Annotated in this window: 24 protein-coding genes; 13 read left to right on the top strand and 11 right to left on the bottom strand. The window is 70.7% G+C overall.

Translation table 11 applies throughout. The annotated features are described in order from the left end of the window. Window positions 1-3 precede the first annotated feature (3 nt). The gene (locus tag ACIQM0_RS17150; RefSeq protein ID WP_401287076.1) at window positions 4-225 is read right to left on the bottom strand and encodes an NUDIX domain-containing protein; all 222 of its coding nucleotides are present in this window, start codon (window positions 223-225) and stop codon (window positions 4-6) included. A 284-nt stretch (window positions 226-509) separates the two neighbouring features. On the opposite strand from ACIQM0_RS17150, the gene ACIQM0_RS17145 reads away from it, so the two are divergent. Both ACIQM0_RS17145 and ACIQM0_RS17140 read left to right on the top strand, forming a co-directional pair. Continuing rightward, the gene (locus tag ACIQM0_RS17145) at window positions 510-908 is read left to right on the top strand and encodes a hypothetical protein (protein WP_401287074.1); all 399 of its coding nucleotides are present in this window, start codon (window positions 510-512) and stop codon (window positions 906-908) included. Window positions 909-1157: 249 nt separating this feature from the next. Next, on the top strand, window positions 1158-1649 hold the full coding sequence (locus ACIQM0_RS17140; protein ID WP_401287071.1) for a hypothetical protein: 492 nt from the start codon (window positions 1158-1160) through the stop codon (window positions 1647-1649). 100 nt (window positions 1650-1749) lie between these two features. Here ACIQM0_RS17140 and ACIQM0_RS17135 read toward each other — a convergent pair whose 3' ends face one another. Continuing rightward, a complete protein-coding gene (locus ACIQM0_RS17135; protein ID WP_401287068.1) occupies window positions 1750-2571 on the bottom strand; it encodes a hypothetical protein in 822 nt (273 codons plus the stop codon). Between the two features lie 572 nt (window positions 2572-3143). On the opposite strand from ACIQM0_RS17135, the gene ACIQM0_RS17130 reads away from it, so the two are divergent. Both ACIQM0_RS17130 and ACIQM0_RS17125 read left to right on the top strand, forming a co-directional pair. Continuing rightward, window positions 3144-3839 (top strand): hypothetical protein, encoded by a 696-nt coding sequence (locus ACIQM0_RS17130; protein WP_401287065.1) that lies wholly within the window; start codon window positions 3144-3146, stop codon window positions 3837-3839. A gap of 204 nt (window positions 3840-4043) precedes the next feature. Then, a complete protein-coding gene (locus tag ACIQM0_RS17125; RefSeq protein WP_401287062.1) occupies window positions 4044-7865 on the top strand; it encodes a S8 family serine peptidase in 3822 nt (1273 codons plus the stop codon). A 58-nt stretch (window positions 7866-7923) separates the two neighbouring features. On the opposite strand, the gene ACIQM0_RS17120 is transcribed toward ACIQM0_RS17125, so the two are convergent. Together ACIQM0_RS17120 and ACIQM0_RS17115 are read right to left on the bottom strand one after the other, a co-directional pair. Next, on the bottom strand, window positions 7924-8169 hold the full coding sequence (locus ACIQM0_RS17120; protein WP_401287060.1) for a DUF397 domain-containing protein: 246 nt from the start codon (window positions 8167-8169) through the stop codon (window positions 7924-7926). Beyond that, entirely contained in the window at window positions 8166-9029 is an 864-nt protein-coding gene (locus tag ACIQM0_RS17115) for a helix-turn-helix domain-containing protein (protein WP_401287058.1), read from the bottom strand. The genes ACIQM0_RS17120 and ACIQM0_RS17115 overlap by 4 nt, the downstream gene beginning before the upstream one ends. 154 nt (window positions 9030-9183) lie before the next feature. On the opposite strand from ACIQM0_RS17115, the gene ACIQM0_RS17110 reads away from it, so the two are divergent. Continuing rightward, complete coding sequence (locus ACIQM0_RS17110; protein WP_401287055.1) at window positions 9184-9645, top strand: ATP-binding protein; 462 nt, start codon at window positions 9184-9186, stop codon at window positions 9643-9645. 23 nt (window positions 9646-9668) lie between these two features. Here ACIQM0_RS17110 and ACIQM0_RS17105 read toward each other — a convergent pair whose 3' ends face one another. Both ACIQM0_RS17105 and ACIQM0_RS17100 read right to left on the bottom strand, forming a co-directional pair. Further along, window positions 9669-10289 carry an L-threonylcarbamoyladenylate synthase gene (locus tag ACIQM0_RS17105; protein ID WP_363026255.1) on the bottom strand — a complete coding sequence of 207 codons (621 nt, stop codon included), beginning with the start codon at window positions 10287-10289 and terminating at the stop codon, window positions 9669-9671. A 196-nt stretch (window positions 10290-10485) separates the two neighbouring features. After that, window positions 10486-10941 carry a MarR family winged helix-turn-helix transcriptional regulator gene (locus tag ACIQM0_RS17100; protein ID WP_401287050.1) on the bottom strand — a complete coding sequence of 152 codons (456 nt, stop codon included), beginning with the start codon at window positions 10939-10941 and terminating at the stop codon, window positions 10486-10488. A gap of 125 nt (window positions 10942-11066) precedes the next feature. On the opposite strand from ACIQM0_RS17100, the gene ACIQM0_RS17095 reads away from it, so the two are divergent. The 4 genes from ACIQM0_RS17095 to ACIQM0_RS17080 all read left to right on the top strand — a co-directional run bounded on the left by ACIQM0_RS17095 (window position 11067) and on the right by ACIQM0_RS17080 (window position 14235). Then, window positions 11067-11930: an NAD(P)H-binding protein gene (locus ACIQM0_RS17095; RefSeq protein WP_401287047.1), complete on the top strand. Its 864-nt coding sequence runs from the start codon at window positions 11067-11069 to the stop codon at window positions 11928-11930. A gap of 203 nt (window positions 11931-12133) precedes the next feature. Beyond that, complete coding sequence (locus ACIQM0_RS17090) at window positions 12134-12586, top strand: MarR family winged helix-turn-helix transcriptional regulator (RefSeq protein WP_401287045.1); 453 nt, start codon at window positions 12134-12136, stop codon at window positions 12584-12586. Window positions 12587-12940: 354 nt separating this feature from the next. Further along, a complete protein-coding gene (locus tag ACIQM0_RS17085; protein ID WP_401287042.1) occupies window positions 12941-13381 on the top strand; it encodes a hypothetical protein in 441 nt (146 codons plus the stop codon). Between the two features lie 44 nt (window positions 13382-13425). Further along, window positions 13426-14235: a hypothetical protein gene (locus ACIQM0_RS17080; RefSeq protein WP_401287040.1), complete on the top strand. Its 810-nt coding sequence runs from the start codon at window positions 13426-13428 to the stop codon at window positions 14233-14235. A 58-nt stretch (window positions 14236-14293) separates the two neighbouring features. Here the strand turns inward: ACIQM0_RS17080 and ACIQM0_RS17075 are convergent, their stop codons facing one another. Together ACIQM0_RS17075 and ACIQM0_RS17070 are read right to left on the bottom strand one after the other, a co-directional pair. Further along, window positions 14294-14770, bottom strand: a complete 477-nt coding sequence (locus ACIQM0_RS17075) for a hypothetical protein (protein WP_401287037.1) — start codon at window positions 14768-14770, stop codon at window positions 14294-14296. Between the two features lie 44 nt (window positions 14771-14814). Continuing rightward, window positions 14815-15057 carry a cupredoxin domain-containing protein gene (locus tag ACIQM0_RS17070; protein ID WP_401287034.1) on the bottom strand — a complete coding sequence of 81 codons (243 nt, stop codon included), beginning with the start codon at window positions 15055-15057 and terminating at the stop codon, window positions 14815-14817. On the opposite strand from ACIQM0_RS17070, the gene ACIQM0_RS17065 reads away from it, so the two are divergent. Further along, window positions 15050-15313 (top strand): hypothetical protein, encoded by a 264-nt coding sequence (locus ACIQM0_RS17065; RefSeq protein WP_401287031.1) that lies wholly within the window; start codon window positions 15050-15052, stop codon window positions 15311-15313. The two genes, ACIQM0_RS17070 and ACIQM0_RS17065, sit on opposite strands and share 8 nt — an antisense overlap. Here ACIQM0_RS17065 and ACIQM0_RS17060 read toward each other — a convergent pair. Further along, window positions 15307-15906 (bottom strand): hypothetical protein, encoded by a 600-nt coding sequence (locus ACIQM0_RS17060; RefSeq protein WP_401287030.1) that lies wholly within the window; start codon window positions 15904-15906, stop codon window positions 15307-15309. The two genes, ACIQM0_RS17065 and ACIQM0_RS17060, sit on opposite strands and share 7 nt — an antisense overlap. Before the next feature lie 339 nt (window positions 15907-16245). Between ACIQM0_RS17060 and ACIQM0_RS17055 the strand changes: the two genes are divergently transcribed. From ACIQM0_RS17055 to ACIQM0_RS17045, 3 genes are read left to right on the top strand one after another with little or no spacing between them, the layout of a single operon-like run. Continuing rightward, complete coding sequence (locus ACIQM0_RS17055; RefSeq protein WP_401287221.1) at window positions 16246-17052, top strand: hypothetical protein; 807 nt, start codon at window positions 16246-16248, stop codon at window positions 17050-17052. 16 nt (window positions 17053-17068) lie between these two features. Then, window positions 17069-19216 carry a bifunctional serine/threonine-protein kinase/ABC transporter substrate-binding protein gene (locus tag ACIQM0_RS17050; protein WP_401287028.1) on the top strand — a complete coding sequence of 716 codons (2148 nt, stop codon included), beginning with the start codon at window positions 17069-17071 and terminating at the stop codon, window positions 19214-19216. A 5-nt stretch (window positions 19217-19221) separates the two neighbouring features. After that, on the top strand, window positions 19222-21330 hold the full coding sequence (locus ACIQM0_RS17045) for a bifunctional serine/threonine-protein kinase/ABC transporter substrate-binding protein (RefSeq protein ID WP_401287027.1): 2109 nt from the start codon (window positions 19222-19224) through the stop codon (window positions 21328-21330). 18 nt (window positions 21331-21348) lie between these two features. Here the strand turns inward: ACIQM0_RS17045 and ACIQM0_RS17040 are convergent, their stop codons facing one another. Together ACIQM0_RS17040 and ACIQM0_RS17035 are read right to left on the bottom strand one after the other, a co-directional pair. Then, complete coding sequence (locus ACIQM0_RS17040; protein ID WP_401287024.1) at window positions 21349-21879, bottom strand: hypothetical protein; 531 nt, start codon at window positions 21877-21879, stop codon at window positions 21349-21351. Next, window positions 21869-23371 (bottom strand): polymorphic toxin-type HINT domain-containing protein, encoded by a 1503-nt coding sequence (locus tag ACIQM0_RS17035; RefSeq protein WP_401287021.1) that lies wholly within the window; start codon window positions 23369-23371, stop codon window positions 21869-21871. The genes ACIQM0_RS17040 and ACIQM0_RS17035 overlap by 11 nt, the downstream gene beginning before the upstream one ends. Window positions 23372-23421 lie beyond the last annotated feature (50 nt).

The raw sequence follows: 23421 nt of genomic DNA, 5'->3' as shown, positions 1-23421 counted from the left end.
GACCTACCGGGCCAGCGCGCCCAGAAGCGGTTCACCGGCCTCGACATGGCCGCCCACGATGTCCCACGCGTCGGGAAAGAGGCGGCGGTCGGGGCTTCGCTTCTGCGCGAATGCCGCGCCGTCCTCGTTGAGGATGACCGCGCCGACGGTCCACAGCGTGCCGGGGAGGGGAGCGGGCACCTCGACGCCGTCGCTGACGGTGAACGCGTTGTTGTCTGTTGGCATGTCGGCCAGACTAGAAAGTCTCGGCGCCGGGGTCCGGCATCCGCTACGCCGCCGTGGCCGACGTCGACCGCCGGGCGCGACCTGATTCGCCCTTGTAGCCGACGGCGGGCCCTCGCCAGAGTGTGGGAATGATCCTTCCCTTCACCCACGACGGTGAAACCGGCAGCGTGACCGTGAGCCTTGAGCAGGTCGATGATCCGCTGACGATCGGTAAGCACCCTGCCTCACAGGGGTTTCCGTGCTGCACCTCCACCGTGTCCTATCCCGGCAGGGGATACCGGGCCATGTTCGGCTGGGTTCAGTTCGTCCGGTCCACGGACAACACCACCGGCGGCACCGGTTTCGACATGGACCCGTTCATCCTCTTCGAGGACGCGCCTTCCCCGTATGCCTTCTTCGGCCACAAGCCGACCCTGTTCGACGCCCCGTCACGGGCCGAACGCCGGCCCCTGGCCTGGCTCGCGCACAGTTTTCTGGCGCACACGCCCCTGGACCGTGAGCAGCGCTGCGTGCTGCCGCTGGCCGGCTTCTCCTGGGGCTTCGACATCGATGACGCGGGCGACATCACCGTCCGGCCGGCGGCGGCGCTGACCCCCGCCGACTGGGACGAGCGCCTGCCGTACCTCGGTGACAGCCATCCCGCGTGGGAGTTCGACAAGTGGCAGGCGGGCGCTCAGTCCTGAACCGCGTATGTGACGAAGTTTCGTTCAAGTGGCCTGGCAGAGAGGAAGTTGGGGCACTCTTCGACCGTGAAGTCCCCCGCCGCCCCGCCGACAGGGGCATCATCCAGTCAGCTTTGACGCGTGCATGGCAAGTTGTGGGTTTCTGTGGGACCTTCCATGGCGTGCCCGGAGCCGTGTCGCCCCCCTCACCACGGACGCGGACGGGCCTGCACCCCACACCCCCACAAGTGCGTGGCAAGAAGGAGTGACATGAGGCTCACACCGAAACTCTTGTGCGTCACCGCCGTGGCCTTCGCGGTCACCGCGGGCGCGTCCGCCGCGGCCAGCGCGGGCCCCGCGGCCTCGCAGCGGGTCGACGGCAGCATCGCGGCCGCGGGCAGCACCTGTACCTGGACCGACGCGACCGCCAGCGCGGACCCGCCCGCCGGTCTGACCATCGATCACGCCACCATCAACAGCAGCCTGAGCTGCACCGGCGGCACGAGCGCCACCCTCAACAACGACCCGGCCGTCACCTTCGACGACGCGGCGGGCACCGCGACGTCCGACCTCATCGACATCACGGTGAAGCAGTCCATCGTCACCTGCAGCTACAAGGCGACGAACGTCGCGTGGACCCGTGACGGCTCCACCCGCGCCTACCAGAACCAGGCGTTCACCGCGTCGAAGAGCTCCGGCAGCTTCCTCTGCCCCGGCTCGTTCTCCGCCGAACCCGGCTCCGCCTCGCTGACCTTCCACTGACCCACCCGCACAGAGCCGCCCCTTGAGCCGCCGCCGGAGATACCCACCGACGGCGGCTCTCGCGGGGGCGCGTGGAGAACCGGGCGGCCGGGCCCGCGGCTCAGCCGCGCTTGTAGCTGCGGAAGTTGACCCAGAGGTTCCACGAGACGTCGAGCGTGTGCAGGAACGAGCCGTCCGGGCGTGGCAGTACGACGACTCCCTCGGCCTCGGAGACGAGATCCAGATCCTGCTCGAACTCGCGAGTGACCTGGCCGCTGACCGGATCGACGCGGTTGACGGACTTGTCGCCGTCGTTCGAGGTGAGGTAGAGCTGCCCCTCGTGCAGGTCGCCGCCCTGGACATCATCGAGAGTGGCGCTGAGTGGCACGGTCCGCACCAGGCTGAAGTCGGAGAGGCGCAGCACTCGCAGGGTGTTCACGCCGTCGAAGTCGGTGGTGTAGGCAAGGCCCTTGGCGGGGTCGACGGCTATCCAGGAGGCGTGCGTCTGGCCCGAGGCGTTGACGGGCAGCGCGTGGCAGACGCCCGTGTGGTCGAGGGTGGCCGCGCTGTACTCGCACACCCAGGGGTGCGCGTAGTTCTTGTCCTCAATGGGCGCGTAGAGCTTTCCGGCGTACTGGGCGATGTCGCCGATGTGGTCACCGCCCTGGTCGGCGATGGCGTCGGGGATCGCGCTGTTGTCGGTGTCGTACGTCTTCGAGTAGTCCATGCTCACCCTGGACAGGCCGGACTTCCAGGAGAAGAACCAGTCGGTTCCGTCGGTGGCGGCGCCCTGGGAGCGCTGGAGTGCGTAGATGGTGTTGAACTTCTCGCTGTCGGCCTGCGTCCAGGCGGCTGCCGCTCCCGCCGGTGATGCCACAAGGAGGAGGGCGGCGGAGGTCGCGAGGGCGGTGGCGGCTGTCAGCAGACGAGGGGATCTGCGCACGGGGCTTCTCCTGTGGGGTGGGAGGAGGGTTCCTTCGGACGTGCGGTGCCGGAACAACCAGGAATCTATCGGTGCGTCAGATTTATGTACACAGCACGTGTGGTGCCGCGGGAGGGGCGGCGAAGGCCCGGCCGGGGCGCGTAGTGCCGCGACGAAGGGTCACGAGCGTTCCAGGGGGCGACGGCGGGCGGGCGACCGCATGGTTTCCCACGCGCAGGTGAGGGGACACGTCGACCAGTTGAAGGGACGGAGCCCGGCCGCCACCGCCACGGCCTGCCCAAACGTGTAATCGATCACGTCCGATCCCGTCGGTAACCCATTGCAAGGAGCCGGATATGTTCCCAGGATTCGGAATAGTCTCCGGCAAGGAACCGGGGCCGGGCCGCGTGCGGCCGAACGCGGGAGAGGGTGCGAACGTGGAGGCGGCAAGGCAGTTGGAAGAGGAAGCACGCCTCCACAGCGAACCGGTGTCCGAGAGGTCCGGCGGGCTACCTCGGCTCGCGGCCCGGATGGGGCCGGCACTCGAAGGATTTGACCGGGCTCTGGCCGAAATCGTCCGGCAGGGGCGGGCGATGAGACAGGACGGCACCCGCCCGCCGGTGACCGCGGTGACCTCCGTCGCGGTCCCGCAGCAGCCTGGGCGCGTCATGTCACCGCGCGACAGCCTGCTGCTCCAGGCACGGCACGAGGTGCTGCACTTCGACGTGCCGCCGTACCTGTCCGTGGACAACGGCACCCAGCTGCGTCAGCTCGCCGAGGGGGTCGTCTACCGGACCGTGTACGGACAGCGGGCTGTCGAGTACCCGGGGGCGATGGTCCGTATCGATCAGTGTCTGGAAGCCGGCGAGAAGGCGCGGGTCACTGCCCGGCTTCCGATGAAGATGATGATCGTCGACCGTGAGCGTGCCGTCCTCTCCGCCCCCGCCGACGTGGCACTGCGGCCCGGTGCCTCCGTCGTCATCGCCAACGGCCCCCTGCTGGACGGGCTGATCGAGCTGTTCGAACGAGTCTGGGCCGAGAGCGTGCCCCTGGACCCCGCCGGTGCCGCAGTCGGGGCCCAGGAGGGCGAACTGAACCCCGAGGAGACGCGTCTGCTGGCTCTTCTGCTCAGCGGGCTCACCGACGACGCGGTCGCCCGCCACCTGGGGATCGCCCGGCGCACGGTCGTGCGCCGGGCCCGCAGCCTCATGGACCGGGCCGGGGTCGCGACCCGCATGCAACTGGGCTGGCACGCGGCGAGCCGCGGCTGGATCGAGGCACCGGGCTGAGGGGGTGATGACGGATCCCCGTTCCGGCAGCCGCGTCGTTCACCGGTGGCGCATATGCGACACCGAAGGAACCTCAACAGCGGACCTGACGGGCTATAACCTCCGATTGCGCTGATCATCCGGCCGGATCTCCTAGCTTCCGGGGCTGCCGTGACCGGAGTTCGGCGTGCGGTGTTCCTCCCCTCCCCACCCAAGGAGACGTACGTGCGCAATCCCTCTCGCGGCAGACGTGGCAGACGGCTGATCGCCGTCGCCACGGTGATCGCCACCGGAGCCCTCATACCCGTGGTCGGCTCCGGTACCACCGCCGTGGCCCAGCCCGCCGCAGCGCGGGGCGGCTCTCTGCCGGCGGCGGCGAAGCCCGTCCAGGTCACCCTGGTCACCGGCGACCAGGTCTCGGTCAGCACGGCGACCGACGGCCGGCAGTCCGCCACCATCACCCCCGCGCCCGGCAACCCGAATGCGTTCCAGACGGTCACCGACCCCGACGGAGACCTCCACGTCTATCCCGCGTCGGCCTTCTCCGGCCTCGGCGCCAAGACCCTGGACCAGAGGCTCTTCAACGTCTCCCAGCTCATCAGGGACGGCCAGACGGACAGCAAGCACGACTCGCTGCCCGTCATCGTCTCCTACGACGACGAACCGTCCCGGTCCACACTGGGCAAGCGCGCCGACCGGCTTCCGGGCAGCGAACGCGGCCTCGTCCTGGACCGGGTGGACATGGCGGCGCTGCACGTCGACAAGAGTGAGGCTGCCTCGTTCTGGAAGGCGGCCGCGCCCCGTACGTCCGCGAACGGCCGAGCCGCGGCCGCCGGTTCCGGGGTCGCCAGGATCTGGTACGACGCACCGGCGAAGGTCTCCCTCGACAAGAGCGTCCCGCAGATCCACGCCCCCGAGGCCTGGGCCGCAGGCTTCGACGGCACCGGAACCAAGGTCGCCGTGCTCGACACCGGCATCGACCTGAACCACGCCGACGTCAAGGACCGCGTCGTAGGCTCCAAGAGCTTCGTGGGCACCGCCACCGTCCAGGACGGACACGGCCACGGGACACATGTCGCCTCGACCATCGCCGGCAGCGGCGCCGCGTCCGGAGGACGCCTCAAGGGCGTCGCGCCCGGGGCGGAGCTCCTCGTCGGCAAGGTGCTGGCGGACAGCGGATCCGGCGCCAACTCCGGTGTCATCGCCGGTATGGAGTGGGCGGTCGAGCAGGGCGCCGACATCGTCAGCATGAGCCTGGGCGACGACGCGGGCACGGCCGACGACCCCACGTCCCAGGCCCTTGAGCGGCTGAGCGCCACCAGCGACTCGCTGTTCGTCGTCGCCGCGGGCAACACCGGGCCGGGTGCCTCCACCGTGGGCAGCCCCGGAGCGGCCCCCTCCGCCCTGACCGTCGGTGCGGTCGACCGTGCCGACGCGCTCGCCGACTTCTCCAGCCGCGGCCCGGTCGGCGAGGACCAGGCCATCAAGCCCGACATCACCGCCCCCGGGGTCGACATCGTCGCCGCCAGGGCGGCCGGCACCGCCATGGGCACCGTCGTCGACGCCAACTACACCTCGGCGAGCGGTACGTCGATGGCTACGCCGCACGTCGCCGGTGCCGCCGCCATTCTCGCCCAGCGCCACCCGGACTGGCCGGGCGCGCGCATCAAGGCCGAACTCACCTCCCACACCACGCCGTCCGCGGACTACACGGTCCAGGAGCAGGGCAACGGCCGGGTGGACGTGGCGGCTTCCCTCGACGCGAAGGTCGACCTGTCGAGCCCGGTCGACTTCGGCATGATCTGGTTCCAGAAGGACCGGCCGTACGAGAAGCTGACCCGCACCCTCACCGTGAGCAACCCGACCGACACCGCCACCACGGTGAAGCTTTCCGCGCACACCGCGACCGGAACCCTGGCGGAGGGTGCGCTGACCTTCGGTGAGGACACCGTCACGCTGGCCGCGGGCGGCAGCAAGAAGGTCACGGTCACGCTCGATCCCAATCTGCTCGAACCCGCGACGTACTCGGGGCAGATCACGGCGACGACGGACGGCGGAGCCACCGCCACCTCGGCTCTCGGCTTCACCAAGGAGACCGAGAGCTACGGACTGACCGTCGGTCTCCAGGGCCGCGACGGCGCCGCCCCGGACAGCGGTCTGATCGTCGCCATGGGCCTCGACAACGACTACTACGAGTCCTTCCCCGTCGCCCACCAGGACAGTCTGAAACTGCGGGTGCCCCAGGGCTCCTATGCTCTCTTCGGTGCGATCGGCACGGGGGACATGGGGTTCTACGGCGGCTTCTCCGACGCGTACGACCTCTTCAGCCTCCCCGACGTGAAGGTGTCCGACGAGCCTGTCAAGGTCACCGTCGACGCGACGAAGGCAACGGATTTCCGGCTCGACGTACCTGGTGACAAGCGCCCGCGTGTGAATTCCGGGTACGCGCACACACTCTGGCGGACCACCGCCGACGGCCGCGGCGTGGGCATCGCCCTTGAGGGCGACGCGTTCATGACCTCCGGTCACCTCGGGGCGATCCCAGCCGTCAAGCCCACGTCCGGCAAGCTGGTGACCTCCTTCTACCACCGGGAGCGGGCCCCGCTGATGACGGCGGAGGTCACCGGACGCGGAGGCTTCACGTTCACACCACGCACCTACGCACAGTTCGCGCGATTCGAGGGCGACAGGAAGCTGACCCTCGTTGACGTGGGCAGCGGCAGCCCCGAGGAGATCGCCCGCGCGGACGTCAAGGGCAAGGTCGCGCTCGTCCACGACGACGCTCACTACATCATCGAGGCTGCGGAACTCCTGGAGGCGGCGGGCGCCGCGGCGATCCTCAGGGCGCCTGTCACCGACCGCCCGGTGTACGCCGTACTCGGCGAGGGCCTGACCATTCCCCTCGCGGTGCTCGACTACAAGGACGGCACCAGGCTGTCCGCCCGGCTCGCCGCGGCGGGCAAGTCTCCCGTCCGGGTGACGCTTCACGGTGACAAGGAGTCCGAGTTCGCCTACGGCGGGCAGTGGGACTTCGAGAACACCATCCCCGCCGACCTGACGGTCAAGGCACGGCGTGGTGACTTCGCCAAGGTCACGAACGTCTTCCACGGCTACGGCACGGAGCAGGAAAGCGCCTACCAGCAGCAGGTGTGGAGCGGCGCGACCTCGCGGCTCGTCGTGCGGGTGCCGGAAGCCCTTCTGCGGGGCAGCCAACGGGACGACTACACCTACGCGAAGTCCGGTCAGGAGTATCGCCAGGCAGTGGGATCCTCCCGGTTCGGTGCCCTGATGTTCGGCCGGACCGAGACCTACCGCCCCGGCCGGCCCGTGACCGAGGACTGGTTCGCGCCCGCACTCCACCCCGCGCCCGTGGGACGTGAGTTCTCCTGCAACCTCTGCAGTCTCGATATCGGCATCCTGCCGTTCCCCGGACACGTGGGTGACTCCGACCCGGCGCACTACATCGAGTGGGGGGCGTCGTCCCAGGGATTGGCGTTCTACCGCAACGGGGTCGAGGTGCCCGCCAGCACTCCCTGGATCATCAAGGACAAGGCCGTCTACCGGCTGGACCTGGACATGAACTACGCGGCGGCCGACGGCTTCGCCGACTCGACGAGCCACACCGAGTACTCCTTCCCCGCGGACGCGCCTCAGGGCATGAACGAGAAGGCATGCAAGGACTTCGTCGACATGGCTGCTGCCTGTCAGCCGATGGCGGCCATCCTCACGCACTACGGCATGAAGACCGACCTGCTGAACCGGGTGAAGGCGGGCAAGAAGCACACGTTCACCTTCGACGGCTACCGCGCCACCGGCTGGACCGGCTCGAAGAAGCTGGCCGGCGCGAAGGTGTCGCTCAGCTACGACGGCGGAAAGACCTGGAAGGCGGCCGACGTACGGCGGCTGGACAGTGACTCCTTCCAGGTCTCGGCCCAGCAGCCGAAGCTCGCGAAGACGAACGGTCACGCGTCCATCAGGTCCGAGCTGTGGGACACGGCGGGCAGCCGCACGGTCGAGACCATCGACTGGGCCTACGGCCTGAAGTAGCCAGAACGCCGGCCCCGGGCGCCTCGCGTCCGGGGCCGGTTCCCTGCCGGCCGCGTGCTCAGCCCTGGACCGCGTAGGCGACGAAGTTCGTCCAGGAGGCGGGGGAGAGGGCGAGTTGGGGGCCCTCTTCGACCTTGGAGTCCCGGATGTGGACGGTGGTGGGGCAGGTGGCGACCTCGACGCAGGAGTCGCCGGATCCGCTGCTGTAGCTGGACTTGTGCCAGGACAGGGCGACTTCGACGCAGCTGTCGCCGGAGCTGCCGCTGTAGCTGCTCTTGAACCAGGACAGTTCTGTGGTGCTCATAACGCTCCTCGCATCCGCCGCAACAGGCTCACGGAATCCTGCAGTGAAAGAGCCTGCGAACGCATCCTGGCATATCGCATTTGGAGCGTGCTCACGACTTTGGGATCGGAGATGAACTGGCCGCTCTCCTGACCCTCGCAGTAACCGAACCAGCGGTTTTCCGGGGTCTCAAGAAGCTGCATTGATCCGTCCACCCCAGCATGCCGCTCCTGCACCACTGGCATGACCTGGATTTCGACGTTCCGGAGGGTGGCGAGCTCCAATAGGTGCTCGACCAGTTCGGCGGCAACCGCTGCGCCGCCGGTCCTGCGCAGCAACAGGTGCTCCTCCAGGATGAAGCTGTATGCGGTGTTGGGGCGTTGCCTCAACAGTTCCTGGCGTTCCATCCGGGCTGCCAACTGTGTCTCGATGTGCTCGTCGCCCATCGGCGGCAACTTCTCGGTGAACAGCGTCCGCGCGTATGCCTCCGTCTGCAACAGACCGGGCACCAACCGGCATTCGTACGTGTTCAGGGCAATCGCGTCCTGTTCCAGCCGCGCCCATTGGCGGAACCAGCTCGCAAGCCCCGGCCGTCGCGACAGATGCTTTGCCGCCGCCCTCAGCACCCCCATCGCGTCGAGCACGACCTCGGCCCGCTCCACGAACGTCGGCGGTGGGAAGCGGCGGCCCTGCTCGATCGAGGCGACCATCGGCAGTGAGTAGCTCACCATCGGGGCGAACTCCTCCTGGGTGAGGCCGGCCCGTTTGCGCAGGACCTTGAGCACTTCCCCGAACGCCTTGAGACTGTCCGACGACTCGGGCTCACCGCAGGCCCCCGCCAGTCCACCCGTACCGCCCGTACCGCCCGTGCCCTCGGCCATGTGCGGCCACCTTCCGTGCGCTCGTCCCCGGTCCGCAACTCGCCCATGGTCACGCATCGTCACGCAGACTGTCCACTCTCCGTACCCGTACGCTGACTTACCGTACGGGTTCTGTGGCTGGTCCCGCGGGGCCCGGCCGCGCACGCTGACCCGCATGGAAGCATCCGTCACCCCCCACCGGCCGCGCACCGAGAGGCTGTTCGTGCAGCGGTTCAGTTCCACCCTCCGAGGGGCGCGGCTCGCCCGCAGGCTCGCCGTTCATCAGCTGAACGTCTGGGGCATCCCGTACCGCTCTGACCTGTCCGACACCGCCGCGCTACTGGTGGCCGAGCTGGCGGCCAACGCCGCGACCCACGGCCGCGTACCGGGAAGGGACTTCGAACTGCTGCTGGGCCTGGCCGCCGCAGCCCCGGAGACGCCCGGCAGGCTCCGGATCGAGGTCAGCGACACCCGGGGCGAGCGTCGGCCGCCGGGCCCCGGGGAGGTCGTGAAACCGCCGCCGGGGTCCGGCGGCGGGTACGGACTGGTGCTCGTCGAGGCGCTGGCGGACCGGTGGGTGGTGCTGGAGCGCGTACCGGGGAAGACGGTCGCCGTGGAGCTGGACCTGTTGCGCTGAACCGGTCCGCCGCCCCTGCCCGGTTACTCGAAGCGGGAGGTGTCGCCCGCTCCCCGCCGTACGATCTCCAGCTCGCCGCTGGAGAAGTCGAGGACGGTGGTCGGCTCCGTGCCGCAGTCGCCGGAGTCGACCACGATGTCCACCTCGTGGTCGAGGCGTTCCTTGATCTCCCAGCCCTGGGTCATCGGCTCCTCCTCGTCGGGCAGGAGCAGGGTGCTGGAGAGCAGCGGCTCGCCGAGCTCCTCCAGGAGGGCCTGGACGACGGCGTGGTCGGGGATGCGGACGCCGACGGTCTTCTTCTTCGAGTGCAGCAACTGGCGCGGCACCTCCTTCGTCGCCGGAAGGATGAAGGTGTACTGACCGGGCGTCGCCGCCTTGATCGCGCGGAACACGTCGTTGTCGATGTGCACGAACTGCCCCAGCTGGGCGAAGTCCTGGCACATGAGCGTGAAGTGGTGGCGGTCGTCGAGGTTGCGGATCGAACGGATGCGGGAGATGCCGTCACGGCTGCCGAGCTGACACCCCAGCGCGTAACAGGAGTCCGTCGGGTACGCGACGAGCGCGCCCGAGCGGATGCTTTCGGCCACGCCGGAGATGGTGCGCGGCTGGGGGTTTTCGGGGTGTACATCGAAATACTTCGCCATTCGGCGAGTCTAAGTGGTCGGCCCCGGAAGCCCTTCGAGGGTTGACGTGAGCCGGACCGTGTGTGGCTTCTCGGGGTGGAGAGGTGGTGGCCGGTCGCGCAGCCCAGGGCATCCTCGTGGGATCGAGGAAGCCGTCGGTGGGCAGGAAGCCGTCTTCGTGCTTGTCGGATCTGTTCGGGCAGGGGGTGCGGGAGTGTCAGGTGGTGGCGGAGTCGCCGTGATCGATGGGCTCGCGCAGTAGCTCGCTCGCCGCCCGATGGACCTTCGTCAGGGCGTTCAAGAGGGATTCACGTTCGGTTTCGGTGAGATCCGCGGTGACCTTCTCCTCGATCAACCGCCGTTCCGCTTCGACCGGTTTCTGCAGTGCGCGACCCGTGTCGGTGAGCCAGAGCCGGACGAGGCGGTTGTCCCGGTCGTCACGGCGGCGGGTGAGCAGCCCGGCGGTAGTCATCCGGTCGGCCATCTTGACGACGGTGGGCGTCGTGACGTTCAGCGCGGCGGCGACCTCGCCCGGCGTGCTGCCGTCCCGCTCCCACAGCGCCGCGAGCAGGTAGTTCTGTCCGACGTGCAGCCCATGGCGTCGCATGGCCGCGTCGGCCAGGGCTCGGAGGACCTTCGACGTTCTGCTGTGCAGGTCCAGGAACTCTGCCATCGGGGCCTTTCTGTGATGTGCGCAAGCGGCTGCCCGAGCCGCGAGCAACTCGATTGACGGCTAATCATTCACCGGCTAACGTTCATGGCGATTCATTAGGCGGCAAACGACTTTAGGGAGCCACGATGATACTGGTCACCGGAGCCACCGGGAACATCGGCCGTGAACTCGCCCGCGAACTCGACGCGAAGGGCGCTGGGTTCCGTCTCCTCGTCCGCGACCCCGCCCGTGCTGCCGGACTGCCCGACCGCGCCGAGCGCGCGGTCGGCGACCTGGGGGAACCCTCTACGCTGACGCCGGCCTTCGCCGGCGTCGACAAACTCTTCCTGCTCACCCAGGGCATCGGCACCGACTACACCACCGCCGCTCTCGCCGCGGCCGAGGCCGCCGGGGTGAGTCACATCGTGCACCTGGCTTCGCTCCATGTCGCCCTCGACCCGCTGCCCGCCATGGCCCGCTGGCATCACGCACGCGAGGAGATCGTCCGTGCCTCCGGAATACCCGCCACCTTCCTTCGGCCCGGCGGTTTCATGACGAACACCCTCGACTGGCTGCCCACCATCCGCGAGGGAAACCACGTCCTCGACCCGGTCGGGCCTGGTCGCCACGCGCCGATCGACCCCGCGGACATCGCCGCGGTGGCCGCCCTCGTCCTCACCGAGGCCGGCCACCAGGGCGAGGAGTACGTCCTCACCGGTGACGAGACGTTCACCGTCACCGAGCAGGTTCGGGTCATCTCCGAGACGATCGGCCGCGACATCGAGGTCCGGGAGGTGACCACACCGGACGAGGCCGTACGGTTCCGCTTCCCCAACGGGGCACCTCAGGCCCTCGCCGACGCCGTCACCGAGGGCTTCAACCTGATGCGCGCCGACACCGTCGGGTTCCGGACGGACACGGTCGAGCGACTGCTCGGACGCAAGCCGCGGACTTTCGCGGACTGGTGCGCGCGTAACGCCGACGCGTTCCGGCGGCCTGAAACCGCCTGAGCCGAGAGGCGACCACGTTGCCCCGCCCGCGAAGGGGCAGTGGGACCTGTACGGGTGGCGGGGCCGGGCGATGTGTATCGTGCATCTGTAGTGGGTCGTACACACGGAGTGCAACATGCATACAATCCGTGGTATATCTGTACAGAGAGGTGGTCTTCCCGGCAGGGAGGCGGACCCGCACTCGCAGTCGAAAGAAGCCTCGCGTGGACATGCCCGTGGATCGGATCGAGTTCGAGACCATGCTTCTCGGCCGCCATATGAATCTGCTCGCCTCCAGGGGAGACGGCCGGCTCGACCGGAGCGCCTACATTCTCCTCAGCCGCATCCAGGTCGAGGGCCCGATGTCCATCGGCGACCTCCGGGACGCCTTCGGTCTGGACGCCTCCACGCTGAACCGGCAGACCGCCGCCATGCTGCGGGCCGGTGTCGTCGAGCGCATTCCCGACCCGGAGGGCGGCATCGCCCGGAAGTTCGTCATCACGGACGAGGGCGCGCAGCGCCTGGACCGTGACCGGTCGGAGAACCTGGAGGGCCTCGGCGCGCTGCTGGCCGACTGGACCCCCGAGGAGGCGAAGCAGCTCGCGGACAACCTCGCCCGGCTCAACCGCGACATCGAACGCCTCGACGGGCGGCCCTGGCCGCGGGACAAGGCGTAGGACCTGCCGCGCGGTGGTGTCGTCGCGGGGCTGTCGTTCACCCCGCGCGGACCGGATCCGGGTGGTTCCCGGTCGGCCTGCAACTCCTGCGAAAAGGCGGCCGAATCGCCTCCAAATTATGTGATTGCGTCGCGGCGCGGTCCCCCTCTAGCGTGAGGGGTGCGCGGACGGCACCGCTCTTGCCGTCCGCCCCACGGGGACGGACATCACGGGGATGCTCCCGGGACCGGTGTCACGCCATACGCCTGCGCGTGAACGGCCGCCGGTACGGCACGGATGCGGCAGTTCCGTCCGCCGTCGGGCACACCCCGCGCACCCGGCATCACGACCAACGGAGGACACCACACCATGCGCATGCGCACCTTCTTGACGTCGGCGACTCTGACCATCGCGTTACTCGGCGGCTCCGTCGCCCCGGCGACCGCCGCGCCGGCCGCCGCGAAAGGCCCCGGCGTCTTCGTCACCAACGGCGATCGCGTGCACATCTCCAGCACCCCGCCGCGCACGGCGTCCGCCCACGCCTGGTGGACCCACATCAGTGGCCCCGGCACCAAGGCCAAGGTCACCATCTGGCTGCAGATGAAGTCCGGCAAGAAGTGGCACTCGGTCGCCAAGAACGCGAAGAACCTCAAGTCCGGCAACGGCGGCAGCGCCCGTCGGGTCGTCGCCCGCAAGAAGTGTGCGAACCAGAACAAGCGCCAGTGGCGTACCAAGATCGACGTCGATCTCATCGGTGTGCCCGACTCGCCGGAGAAGGTGTACACGAAGCCGGTCACGGTCAAGTGCGGCGTCTGATTCCCTGGTTCCCCGTTCCATCCGCTTGATCCAGGAGTACGACCATGAGTGATACCGGTCCGGGCGACACCCTCATCGTGGGACTTCACGGAGTACTGGACCGGCATCCCTGGCTCGACCGGGTGAGCACCGAGTTCGACCTCGAAGAGGACGTCTTCAGCCTCGCCGTGAAGCGGGCGTCCGCCTACGCCTGGAGCTCCACGGCTCTCACGGACAAGCCCGTCGACAACCTCTGGGACCACAACGACGCCGACGGTGACTGGACGCAGGACGGGCGGGTCCGTCAGCTGGCCTGGCTGCAGTCGTCGCTTCCCCGGCCCGTGAACGCTCCGGGGAAGCGGCGGCGCGCCCGCCGCCTCCCGGTGCTGCCCGTCATCACGGTCCTCTCGGACGCGCTGCGCCGCGTCGGCACCGTCCGTCTCACCGGCACGCACGCCTTCGTGCCGCTGCACCGCGCCGGGGACGCCCGCATCGAACTCGCCGAGGTGGCGGACTGGTTCGCCCTCGCTGACCCGGCGGGTGCGGATTCGCTGACGGTCACCGTCTCCGCCCTGCCGTCGGCGAAGCTGGGCGCGCGGGCCGCCGAGATCCGTGACGCGGCGCTCGAACGCACCTACGGATACATGGCGGTTGAGCCCCTCAAGCCCGCCGGCGCGACGACCGCGGGGCTGGCGCTTCCCCTCGCCGGAGTGGTGCAGGCCGAGGGCCTGCGCCGGGTGCTCGCCTTCCGCTGCGACGTGCGCGAGTGGTCGACGGACGTGGCCGCGTGGACGACGGAGGTGTTCGTGGACTCGATCCGGGCGGTGACGGGGCTCTCGGGACCGATCCTCCTCACGGTCTCCTCGGACGCCTGACGTCCGCAGGCACTGACCCACGGCTGTTCACCGCGGGGGAGTGCCCGGCGCCGGGTGCTCAGTGCGGATGGCCGTCATGGTTCCGGGACGGCGGCCGGAAGAGCAGCAGATACACCGTGGCGACCATCGCGACCGCCTGGGCCACCACGGTGGCCCGTTTCTCGCCGAACCAGACCGGCTCGTACATGTTCGGGAACGGACCCCAGGCGCCGATGTCCGCGTACCGGTAGATCAGCAGGAGCGCGACCCCGCCGGTCGCGACCGACCAGGCGAACAGGTCGGACGGCCACCGTCGCCAGACCAGGACGAGGAGCGCGGCCAGCGCGGCCATGCCCGCCTCGATCCGGAACAGCGTGCCCTGGCTGATGTCGGCCGTGACGGCGTCGTACTGATCGGCCAGGTGCGCGTGCAGATAGGCGTCCACGGCGAGACCCGCCGCGGCGAGCACCCGGGCCGCGCCGCGCAGGAAACGGCCGGCACCGTGCCCGTGCCCGTGCGCGGGGTCGGCGGGCGTGGCGGGGACTTCTGAGGACATTGCGGCTCCATTCGCGCCGGTGGGCCGGGGGCGGCGCCCGGGGCTCACTTGACGGTGAGGGTCCCCGTCATGAAGGGGTGGATCGTGCAGTCGTACGGGTAGCCGCCCGCCTTCGACGGAGCGGTGAACGTGGCCGACTTGCCCGGCGCGATGTCGCCGGTGTCGAAGGCCTTGCCCTTCGTCGCCGTCATCGTGTGCGTGGTCGTGTCGTCGTTGGTCACGGTGATCTTCGCGCCGGGCGCGACGGTCAGGTCGGCGGGCCGGAACGTGAAGTCCTTGATGCTCACCTTCACCTGGCCGGCGGGCGGCCGGGAGGAAGCGGGCGACGAGGACGGCGACGAGGACGGGGAGGAGAGCGAGGGCGGTGTGGCCGGGGCCGATGAGCTGCCGCCGCCCCCGCCGCCACTGTCCGAGCAGCCCGTGAGGGCCGCCGTCAGGCAGACGGAGAAGGCGGTGGCCACGGCGAACCGCGTCCGGCTGGTGCGGAACGAGAACGGCATGGCGTCTCCGGGGGGCGTGGGCCGGACCGGCCGGGATCAGTAACCGTTGCCGCTGCTGCTCGACGGCGTGGCTGACGGCGTGGCCGTCGGCTTGGTGGTGACCTGCTTGCCCTTGGCGTCGATGACGTACCACTTGGCGCCGAAGGCGTCGACGCCCTGGCCCTTGATGTCGCCGGCCTTCTGGTCCTCGTCGAAGAGGTACAGCGGGTGACCGTTGTAGGTCACCTGCTTCTTGCCGTCGCTGCGGGTCGTCGTCTTCAGCAGCTTGGTATCGACCCCGCTGCCGGCGGTCGGTGCCTTCGTGTCGAGCAGCGGCGGCCATGCCTTGGCACAGGCGCCGGTGCACACGGACTTGTTCTTGGTGTCCTTGTCGAACACGTAGAGCGTCATCTTCTTGGCGTTCACCAGGATCTTGCCGTACGCGCCCTTCCTGAGGGAGACCGTCGGGGCGGGGGACTTCGACGGGCTGGGGGACGTGGAAGCGGCGGCCACGTCGACCTGGCGGCCGCTGTTCTGGCTGCCCGTGTCCGTACCGCTGGAGCCGCTGCCGGATCCGCTGTCTGAACATCCGGCGGCCGCGGCGGCCAGCAGGGTTGCGGAGGCCAGCGCGGCGGCCGTCCTGGTGTGGCGTTTCATCGGGGCTCCTCAGGCTTCATCCGGCCGCCCGCACAGGCGGCACGCGGCCGCACGAGCGGGGCCGTCGGCCTCAGTGGACAGCAGGCTCCGGTGACCGGCCATCCGGACAGGGCTGTTCAGGTGCGAGGGCGTCGGCCGGTCCCGCGGGCCTCACCCGATCGGCGGACGGTGCGCGCCCCGCGCCGCAGCCGTCCGGGACGACGGGGCACAGTCGTTGGGGACGGTAAGTGCCTTGCTGCAAAGGGGTCTTGAGGATGCAACAGTTTCGCCCACCGCTGCCGGGCACGGGCCCGCGATCATAGGATCGGGGTGGTCTTCGGGGAGACGGGGTGGCTGATCATGGCGTGCGGCGGGCCGATGCGCAGATACGGAGTGCTGGTGCTGGCTCCACTCGTGCTGGTGGCGTGCTCCAGCGGCGGCGGGAGTCCGGGCGGGGAGGGAAAGAGCGCCCGCGCGACCGGCAGCGCCACCGCGGACCCCGGCTCGGGGAAGGCGGACACCGGCAGCGCCGACGTGGACCCGGCCAGGCTGCCCGTGTCCCGCGGTCAGGCGCTCGACTTCATCGGCCGGGTCCTCGCGGACCCCGACAGCTTCGGACCGGACGTGGTCAGGCGCAGCCCGTACGAGAGTGACCCGGCCACCTGGCCCGTGCTCGGCACCGACTGCGTCTGGCAGCGGAAGAAGCCGGCGCACCACGTCCTCGCCACCCGCAGCCGCGCCTTCGAGGTGCCCGCGGCCGGCGGCAAGGGGCCCGTACGGCTCTCCGCCGTCATCACCGTGCACCGCAGCCGCGAGGACGCGCGGTGGGAGATGGCGGAATCGGTGGAGGAGACGATGCGCTGCCCCACGCAGCAACTGCGGAAGGGCGAACTGATCGGGTCACTGGTCTCGTCCTCGCTGGCGCGGGGGGAGAACAACCAGAACCTCTCCGAGGACACACTGCTCGAAATCGGGCAGTACCAGAGCTCCACGCTCGGCGGCCCCTTCCCGTACGTCTGGCAGCAGGCACAGACCCTCCAGTTCACCGTGGCGGTGACCGGCAAGGGGGCGAAAGGGCGGACCGAGAAGGAACTCGACGCGCTGACGTCCGAGGCCCAGGCCGCCATGCTCCTGCGGCTCCAGGCCGCCGTCCAGAAGCAGAAGTGAGAGAGCGGAGAGCGTGATGGAACAGCTGCGTCCCGCGGACCCCGCGACGATCGGCGGACACCGGCTGCTGGGGCGGCTCGGCGCCGGCGGCATGGGCGTCGTCTACCTCGGCCGCACGGACGGCGGAGCCCTGGCCGCGATCAAGGTGATCCTGCCGGAGTTCGCCGGGGACGAGGACTTCCGGGCCCGGTTCCGCCGCGAGGTGGAGGCCGCGCGCCGGGTGGCGACCCCCTGGGCGGTCGCCGTCACCGGTGCCGGGACGGAGGGCGAACGCCCCTGGCTGGCCACGGCGTTCGTGCCGGGGCCCGCCCTGTCCGAGGCCGTCGCCCGCTGCGGGCCGCTGCCCGCCCGCAGCGTCCGGGTGCTCGGCCGGCTGCTCTCCCGCGCGCTGACCGCCGTACACGCGGCGGGACTTGTCCACCGGGACGTCAAGCCGGGAAACGTCCTGCTCACGGTCGACGGGCCGCGCCTGATCGACTTCGGTATCGCACGGGCCGCCGACGCCACGGCCCTCACCGCCGCCGGCCTCGTCGTGGGGACCCCGGGCTTCCTCTCGCCCGAGCAGGCCATCGGGGACGGCACGGCGGCCGGGCCCGCGAGCGACATCTTCTCCCTCGGCTGCCTCCTCGCGTACACCGCGACCGGACGGCCCCCGTTCGGCAGCGGAGCCGTCGAGGCACTGCTTTACCGGACCGTGCACGACGAACCCGACCTCGACGGAATCGATGACCCCGAACTCCGCTCACTGCTGGCCGCCCTGCTGGCCAAGGAGCCGGCGGGGCGGCCCACCGCCGCCGAACTCGACGCACGGATCGCCGAGGACGCGCCGAACGGCTCCATCGACTGGCTGCCGGACGATGTCGTGACGCTCATCGCCGACCGGTCCGCCGCCATGCTCGACCTGCCCGACATCGAACCCACCGTCGCCGAGCCGCGGTCCCCGTCGCCAGGAACCCTTCCCGGCCGGCGAGGACTGCTGCTCGCGGGCGCCGGTGTCCTGGTCGCGGCAGGCGGCGGATTCGCCGTACGGGAGTGGCTGCGCGACGACGCGGGCTCCGGCGCGGGCAGGTCCGGCGAACGGGCCTGGATCATCGGCGTCCAGGCGGACCTGTCCGGCCCGCGGAGCGCCGTCGGGCGGGCGCAGGAACGCGGGGTGCGGCTGGCCGTCGAACAGTTCAACTCCCGCGCCGACCAGCCCTTCACCCTCACCGTCAAGGCCATCGACGACCGCGGCGACACCGCCCGCGCGGTCCGGGCCGCCGCACAGTTCACCCGCGACCGCGATGTGCTCGCCGTGGTGGGCCCCACCGACGACCGCACCACCGACGCCGTCCTCACCGCCTACGACGAGGCGATGCTGCCGGTCCTCACCGTCTCCTCGCTCCAGCTCACCTATACGGCCCGGTCCAGGAAGTCCTTCTTCCAGGCGGCCCCGTCCGACGGCGTGCTGTGCGCGCCCGTCATCAACCGGCTGGTGCTCCGGCCGGACGTCGAACGGCTCGGGGTGCTGCTCGACCGCGCGGGCGGTCAGTCCGCCTACCAGGTCGGCTACCTCACCAACATGCAGACGAGCGTGATCACCACCGGCACCACCTACCCGCGCGTCATCCCCGCCGGGACCAAGGACCTGGCGCCGGTCATCGAGGACATGCTCCGGCACGCCAGTGACGCCTTCTTCTACGCGGGCGACGCGGCCGGGGCCGCCCGCACCGCACGCGCGCTCGACGCAACCACCTTCGAAGGACCCCGCATGGCCATGCACACGGCCATGGAGGCGCGCTTCCTCAGGGACGCCGGACAGGCCGCCGAACCCTGGGAGTTCACCGCGCCCTACACCGACGCCTCCGCCCCGGGCGCCAAGGAGTTCGCCGCCGCCCACCGCTCGATGTACGGCTCCGCCCCCGCGCGCTGGGCCGCGGAGGCGTACGACGCGGCCGGTCTCGTGACCGCCGCCGTCACCGCCCTCGCCGGACGCGGCGCCAAGCCGGTGCGGCCGACCCGGACCGCGCTCGTCGCGAAGATCGCCGCCTCCTCCTACAAGGGCGTCTCCCGGACGTACGCCTTCAAGGACGACCACCGGCTCAAGGGCGCGGACGCCCACCTCTACGGAGTGCGGGACGGGCGCTTCGTCCACCTGGGCGCCGCGCCGAAGTCCGGGACCTGACCGCCATGCGCCCCCTCACCTCGGACGATCCGCGCACCATCGGTGCGTACCGCACCCTGGTCCGGCTCGGTGCGGGCGGCATGGGGGTGGTCTACCTGGCGCGTTCGGCGGGCGGGGCGCTCGCCGCCGTGAAGGTGATCCGCGCCGAGCACGCCGCCGACCCCGGATTCCGCGCCCGCTTCCGGCGCGAGGCAGAGGCCGCGGCCCGGATCACCGGCCCGTGGGTGGTCCCGGTCACGGGGGCCGACACCGAGGCCCGCGAGCCCTGGCTGGCCACCGCGTTCGTGCCGGGCCCCTCGCTGGGCGAGGCCGTCGAGGCGCGGGGCCCGCTGCCGGAGGCCACGGTCCGGGCGCTCGGCGCCCGCCTCGCCGGGGCACTCGTCGCGGTGCACGGGGCGGGTCTCCTGCACCGCGACGTCAAGCCCGGCAACGTCCTCCTCGCGCTGGACGGCCCCCGCCTCATCGACTTCGGCATCGCCCGCCACGAGGGCGCCACCGCGCTCACCGCGACCGACGCGGTGATCGGCACGCCCGGCTACCTGGCGCCAGAACAGGCCTCCGCGGGGCCGGTCGGACCGGCCTGCGACGTGTTCTCGCTGGGGTGCGTCCTCGTGTACGCGGCGACCGGACAGCGGCCGTTCGGCAACGGCGCGGCGGCCGGTGTGCTCTTCCGCACCGTCCACGGTGAACCGGACCTGGCGGGACTGCCGTCCGCGCTGCTGCCCCTGGTGACGGCATGCCTGGCCAAGGACCCGGCGGACCGGCCGACGGCGGCGGAGGCCGAGCGGCGGCTCACGGACCACGGCACCGGCTGGGAGGTGCCGGGCCTCTCCGCCACGATCGCCGAACGCTCCGCCGCCGCCCTCGCCCTGCCCGACCCGGAACCCCCGACCGTCGTCCAGGACCCCGCCCCGGCCCGCCCGACCCGCCGGCGCGTCCTCACCGCCGGAGCCGCCGGCGCGGTCCTGCTCACCGGCGGAGGCACCACCGCCTGGCTGGCCGGCCGGCGCGGCGGCAGCGGTACCGGACCGGCGCCCCGCACGCTCCCCACGTACACGATCGGTCTGCACGCGGACACCACAGGACCGGGCAAGGCCGTCGGCCTCGCCCATGAGCGAGGCGTCCGGCTCGCCGTCGACGACCACAACTCCCGTACCGACAAGGCCTTCCGCCTCGGCCTGCGCACCGAGAACGACGCGGGGGACGCCCGCCGCGCCCTCGCCGTCGCGGACCGCCTGACCGCCGATCCCGCGGTCCTCGCCGTCATCGGACCCACCGCCGACGTCGCCACGGAGGCGGTGGTCAGCCGCTACGAGAAGGCGCGCCTCGCCCAGGTCGTCGTCGCCGCCGGATCCACGACCGCCGACTCGTCGGCCGCCACGTTGTGTGTACTACGCCCGTTCGACCACTCGCTGTCCATCGGACTGGTCGACTACCTCGTGAACGCCCGGCCCACCGCGAAAGCCTTGATCATCGACGACCGGGCCGATCCGCAGGGCAGCTGGACGGTCACCAACGCCATCCGGGACGTCGGGATCGGCCGAACCGCCCTCACCACGCACACCGTCGCGGCGGACAGCGACAGTTTCGCCCCGGCCGCACGGGCCGCCGTCACCGCCGGGGCCGGAGCGGTCATCTACGCGGGCACGTCCCCCGCCCGGGGCGCCCGCTGCGCCGCCGACCTGGCGGCCGCCGGATTCACCGGAAGCGCCCTGGCCACCGGCCCCGTCCTGGCACCCGGCTTCCTCCGGGACGCCGGCAGGGCCGCCGAGGGCTGGGTCTTCTCCGAGGCGTACACCGACCCCTCGGCCCTGCCCGCCGCCAAGGCCTTCACCGCCGCGTACCGCAAACGGTTCGGCGCGGCCCCCGCCACCTGGGCCGCCGAGGCCTACGACGCGGTGGGCCTGATCGCGCGGGCCGCCGGTGCCACCAGCGCCACCGACGCCCTGCGCGGCGGGATCGCCCAGCGCGTCTTCCGCACCGACCACCGGGGCATCACCAGACGGCTGTCCTTCGACGACAACCGGGTGCTGCGGCAGGGGGACGGGATCTTCCTCTACCGGATCGACGACGGACGGGCCCGCTTCCTCGGCCTCAGCCGATCGGTACGGTGACCCGGGGGCACGCCGCCCTCAGCGGGTCTCCCGCCGCACTCGTTGGGCGGACTGGCGCGCCTCGCCGCGGATCCGCTTCGTCCGCCCGCTGTCGGCGAGCAGTTCCAGGAGCGGCCGGTCGCGGGCGGACCCGGCCACCCGCAGCTGCAGCCAGTCCGACCACGCGGCGATCTCCTGGGCGCTCGGGGAGCCGGCGGCAGGTTCCCCGGCCGTCAGCGCGTCGAGCACCGCGAGCTCGTGCTCCCGTTTCCGGGCGAAGTCCCGTACCTCCGGGTCCAGAGCGTCCACCCACCGGCCCCGCTCACCGGCCGGCACCTTCTCCAGCATCATGACCACGACGGCCGAGGCCAGCGGAAGGTCGGACTCCGCCGCCACGGCCGCCAGCAGCCGTTCCCCGGCGTCCGCGGCCTCGGCCGCGCGGCGGTAGAGCTCCCACCGGGCATGGCCGTCCTGCCACCAGTCCCCGTCCGCGGGTGCGTCCTGCCCGGCCACCGTCCGCGCCAGGGCGGTCACGGCGTCGCGGAGAGCCGGTCCGTGCTCAGCAGCCATTGTTCTTCTTGTGCCGTTCCATGGAGACCCGGATGTTGTTCCGGATCGTGCTGATGTTCCGGTCGACGATCTGCTGCTGCGCCCTGGTCAGTTCGGGGTCGCCCTTCAGCGGCTTGCCATTCTGCCCGATCCGCGTCTCCAGCTTTCCGGGACCCTTCACGTGGGCGTGCGCCGGTGCGTGGTCGTTGGAGTAGATCTGGATGGTCACGCCGCCCTCGTTGACGATGGTCCCCACGCCCGGGAAGTCGACGTTGTGGACCAGGAGGGGCGAGGTGCCGGCGACGACGTAGTACGTGTGGATGCCGGCGACCGTCAGGTCGTGGGTCGTGCGCATGTGCACGACGTGCGAGACGGACAGGACGGGCAGCACCCGGCCGGAGACCGACCGCAGCGCGTCGCCGGGCCTGATGGCCCCCGCGTCGACCCATTGGCGCCGAGCGGGCAGCCAGAAGGGGTGCGCGTCGGTCGCCGTGATCACGGCGGGCTCGCCGCCCGTGTCCCGTACCCGTATCCGGGTGAAGTGCTTGTCGTCGTACGTCGTGATGGCCGCCGTGACCCGGCGTGAGCCCGTGGTGCCGGTCGCCGGGTCCGTCGCCCGGACCCGGTCGCCGACCCGGAGCGACTCGATCGGAGCCTGCCGCCCGTCGGCGAGGAGGACCGGCGTGCCGGGCAGGAAGCTGTGGGTCGGGCAGGTCTCCTTGGGATCCGGCTCTTCTTCCTTCGGTTCCTTCTTCGGCGGGTCCTTCTTCTCGCCGTCGAGCTTCTTTCCGGCGTCGGCGACCTTCTTCTCGGCCTCCTTCACCTTCTTGCGGTTCTTGATGAGCCCCTTCAGGGCGTCATAGAGGTCGCCGCCGTGCTTCTTCAGGCTCTTGATGAGCTTGTAGGCCTTTTTCCACTTCCAGGGCGCCCCGTACTTCGCCCCGAGTTTCCCGACCGCGCCACCGATCAGGCTGAGCAGGACGTTGATGAGGGTCTCCGTGCAGGCGCCCATGTCGCCCTGGGTGATGCAGTCCAGCGCGTCGGTGATGCCCAGCTCGTCGGCGAGGATCTTCGCGAGTTCCTTCGCGGCCTCAAGCGCCTTGTCCCCGTTGGACTTCTCGTCCTTCTTCGCGTCGTCGAGGTCCTTGACGGCCTGGTCGTACTCGATCTGCGCCGGAGACTTCGGCGAACCGTCCGCGTTCCTGTCCGACGCCGGATCACCGTTGCCCGGACGGTTCGAACCGTCCTGTGCCTCGGCGTTGCCGTCACCGCCGCAGTTCCCGCCGCCACCGATCCGGCAGACCTGGACCCCGATCTTCTCCGTCAGATCAGCGCCGATCCCCGTCGCGACCAACGCGCCGACGATCGCCGCGACCACCAGGACGAGCCCCAGATACTCGATCGCGCCCTGACCCGCACTGCTCCTCCGGAGCCCGGCGAGGCGTACCCGCGTCCGCGGCATCGAGCGCCTCAGGCGCAGGCGTAAGCGTCGGGCGGCGACCATGGGTGACATGAGCCCGACGCTATGCGCGGGGTTGCGGCCCTGTCATGGGCCCACGGGCC

Source organism: Streptomyces sp. NPDC091387, from assembly GCF_044756945.1.
GTDB lineage: Bacteria > Actinomycetota > Actinomycetes > Streptomycetales > Streptomycetaceae > Streptomyces.
Note: the sequence above shows the minus strand (reverse complement) of the source record. Positions and strands in the feature narration are given on the sequence as shown.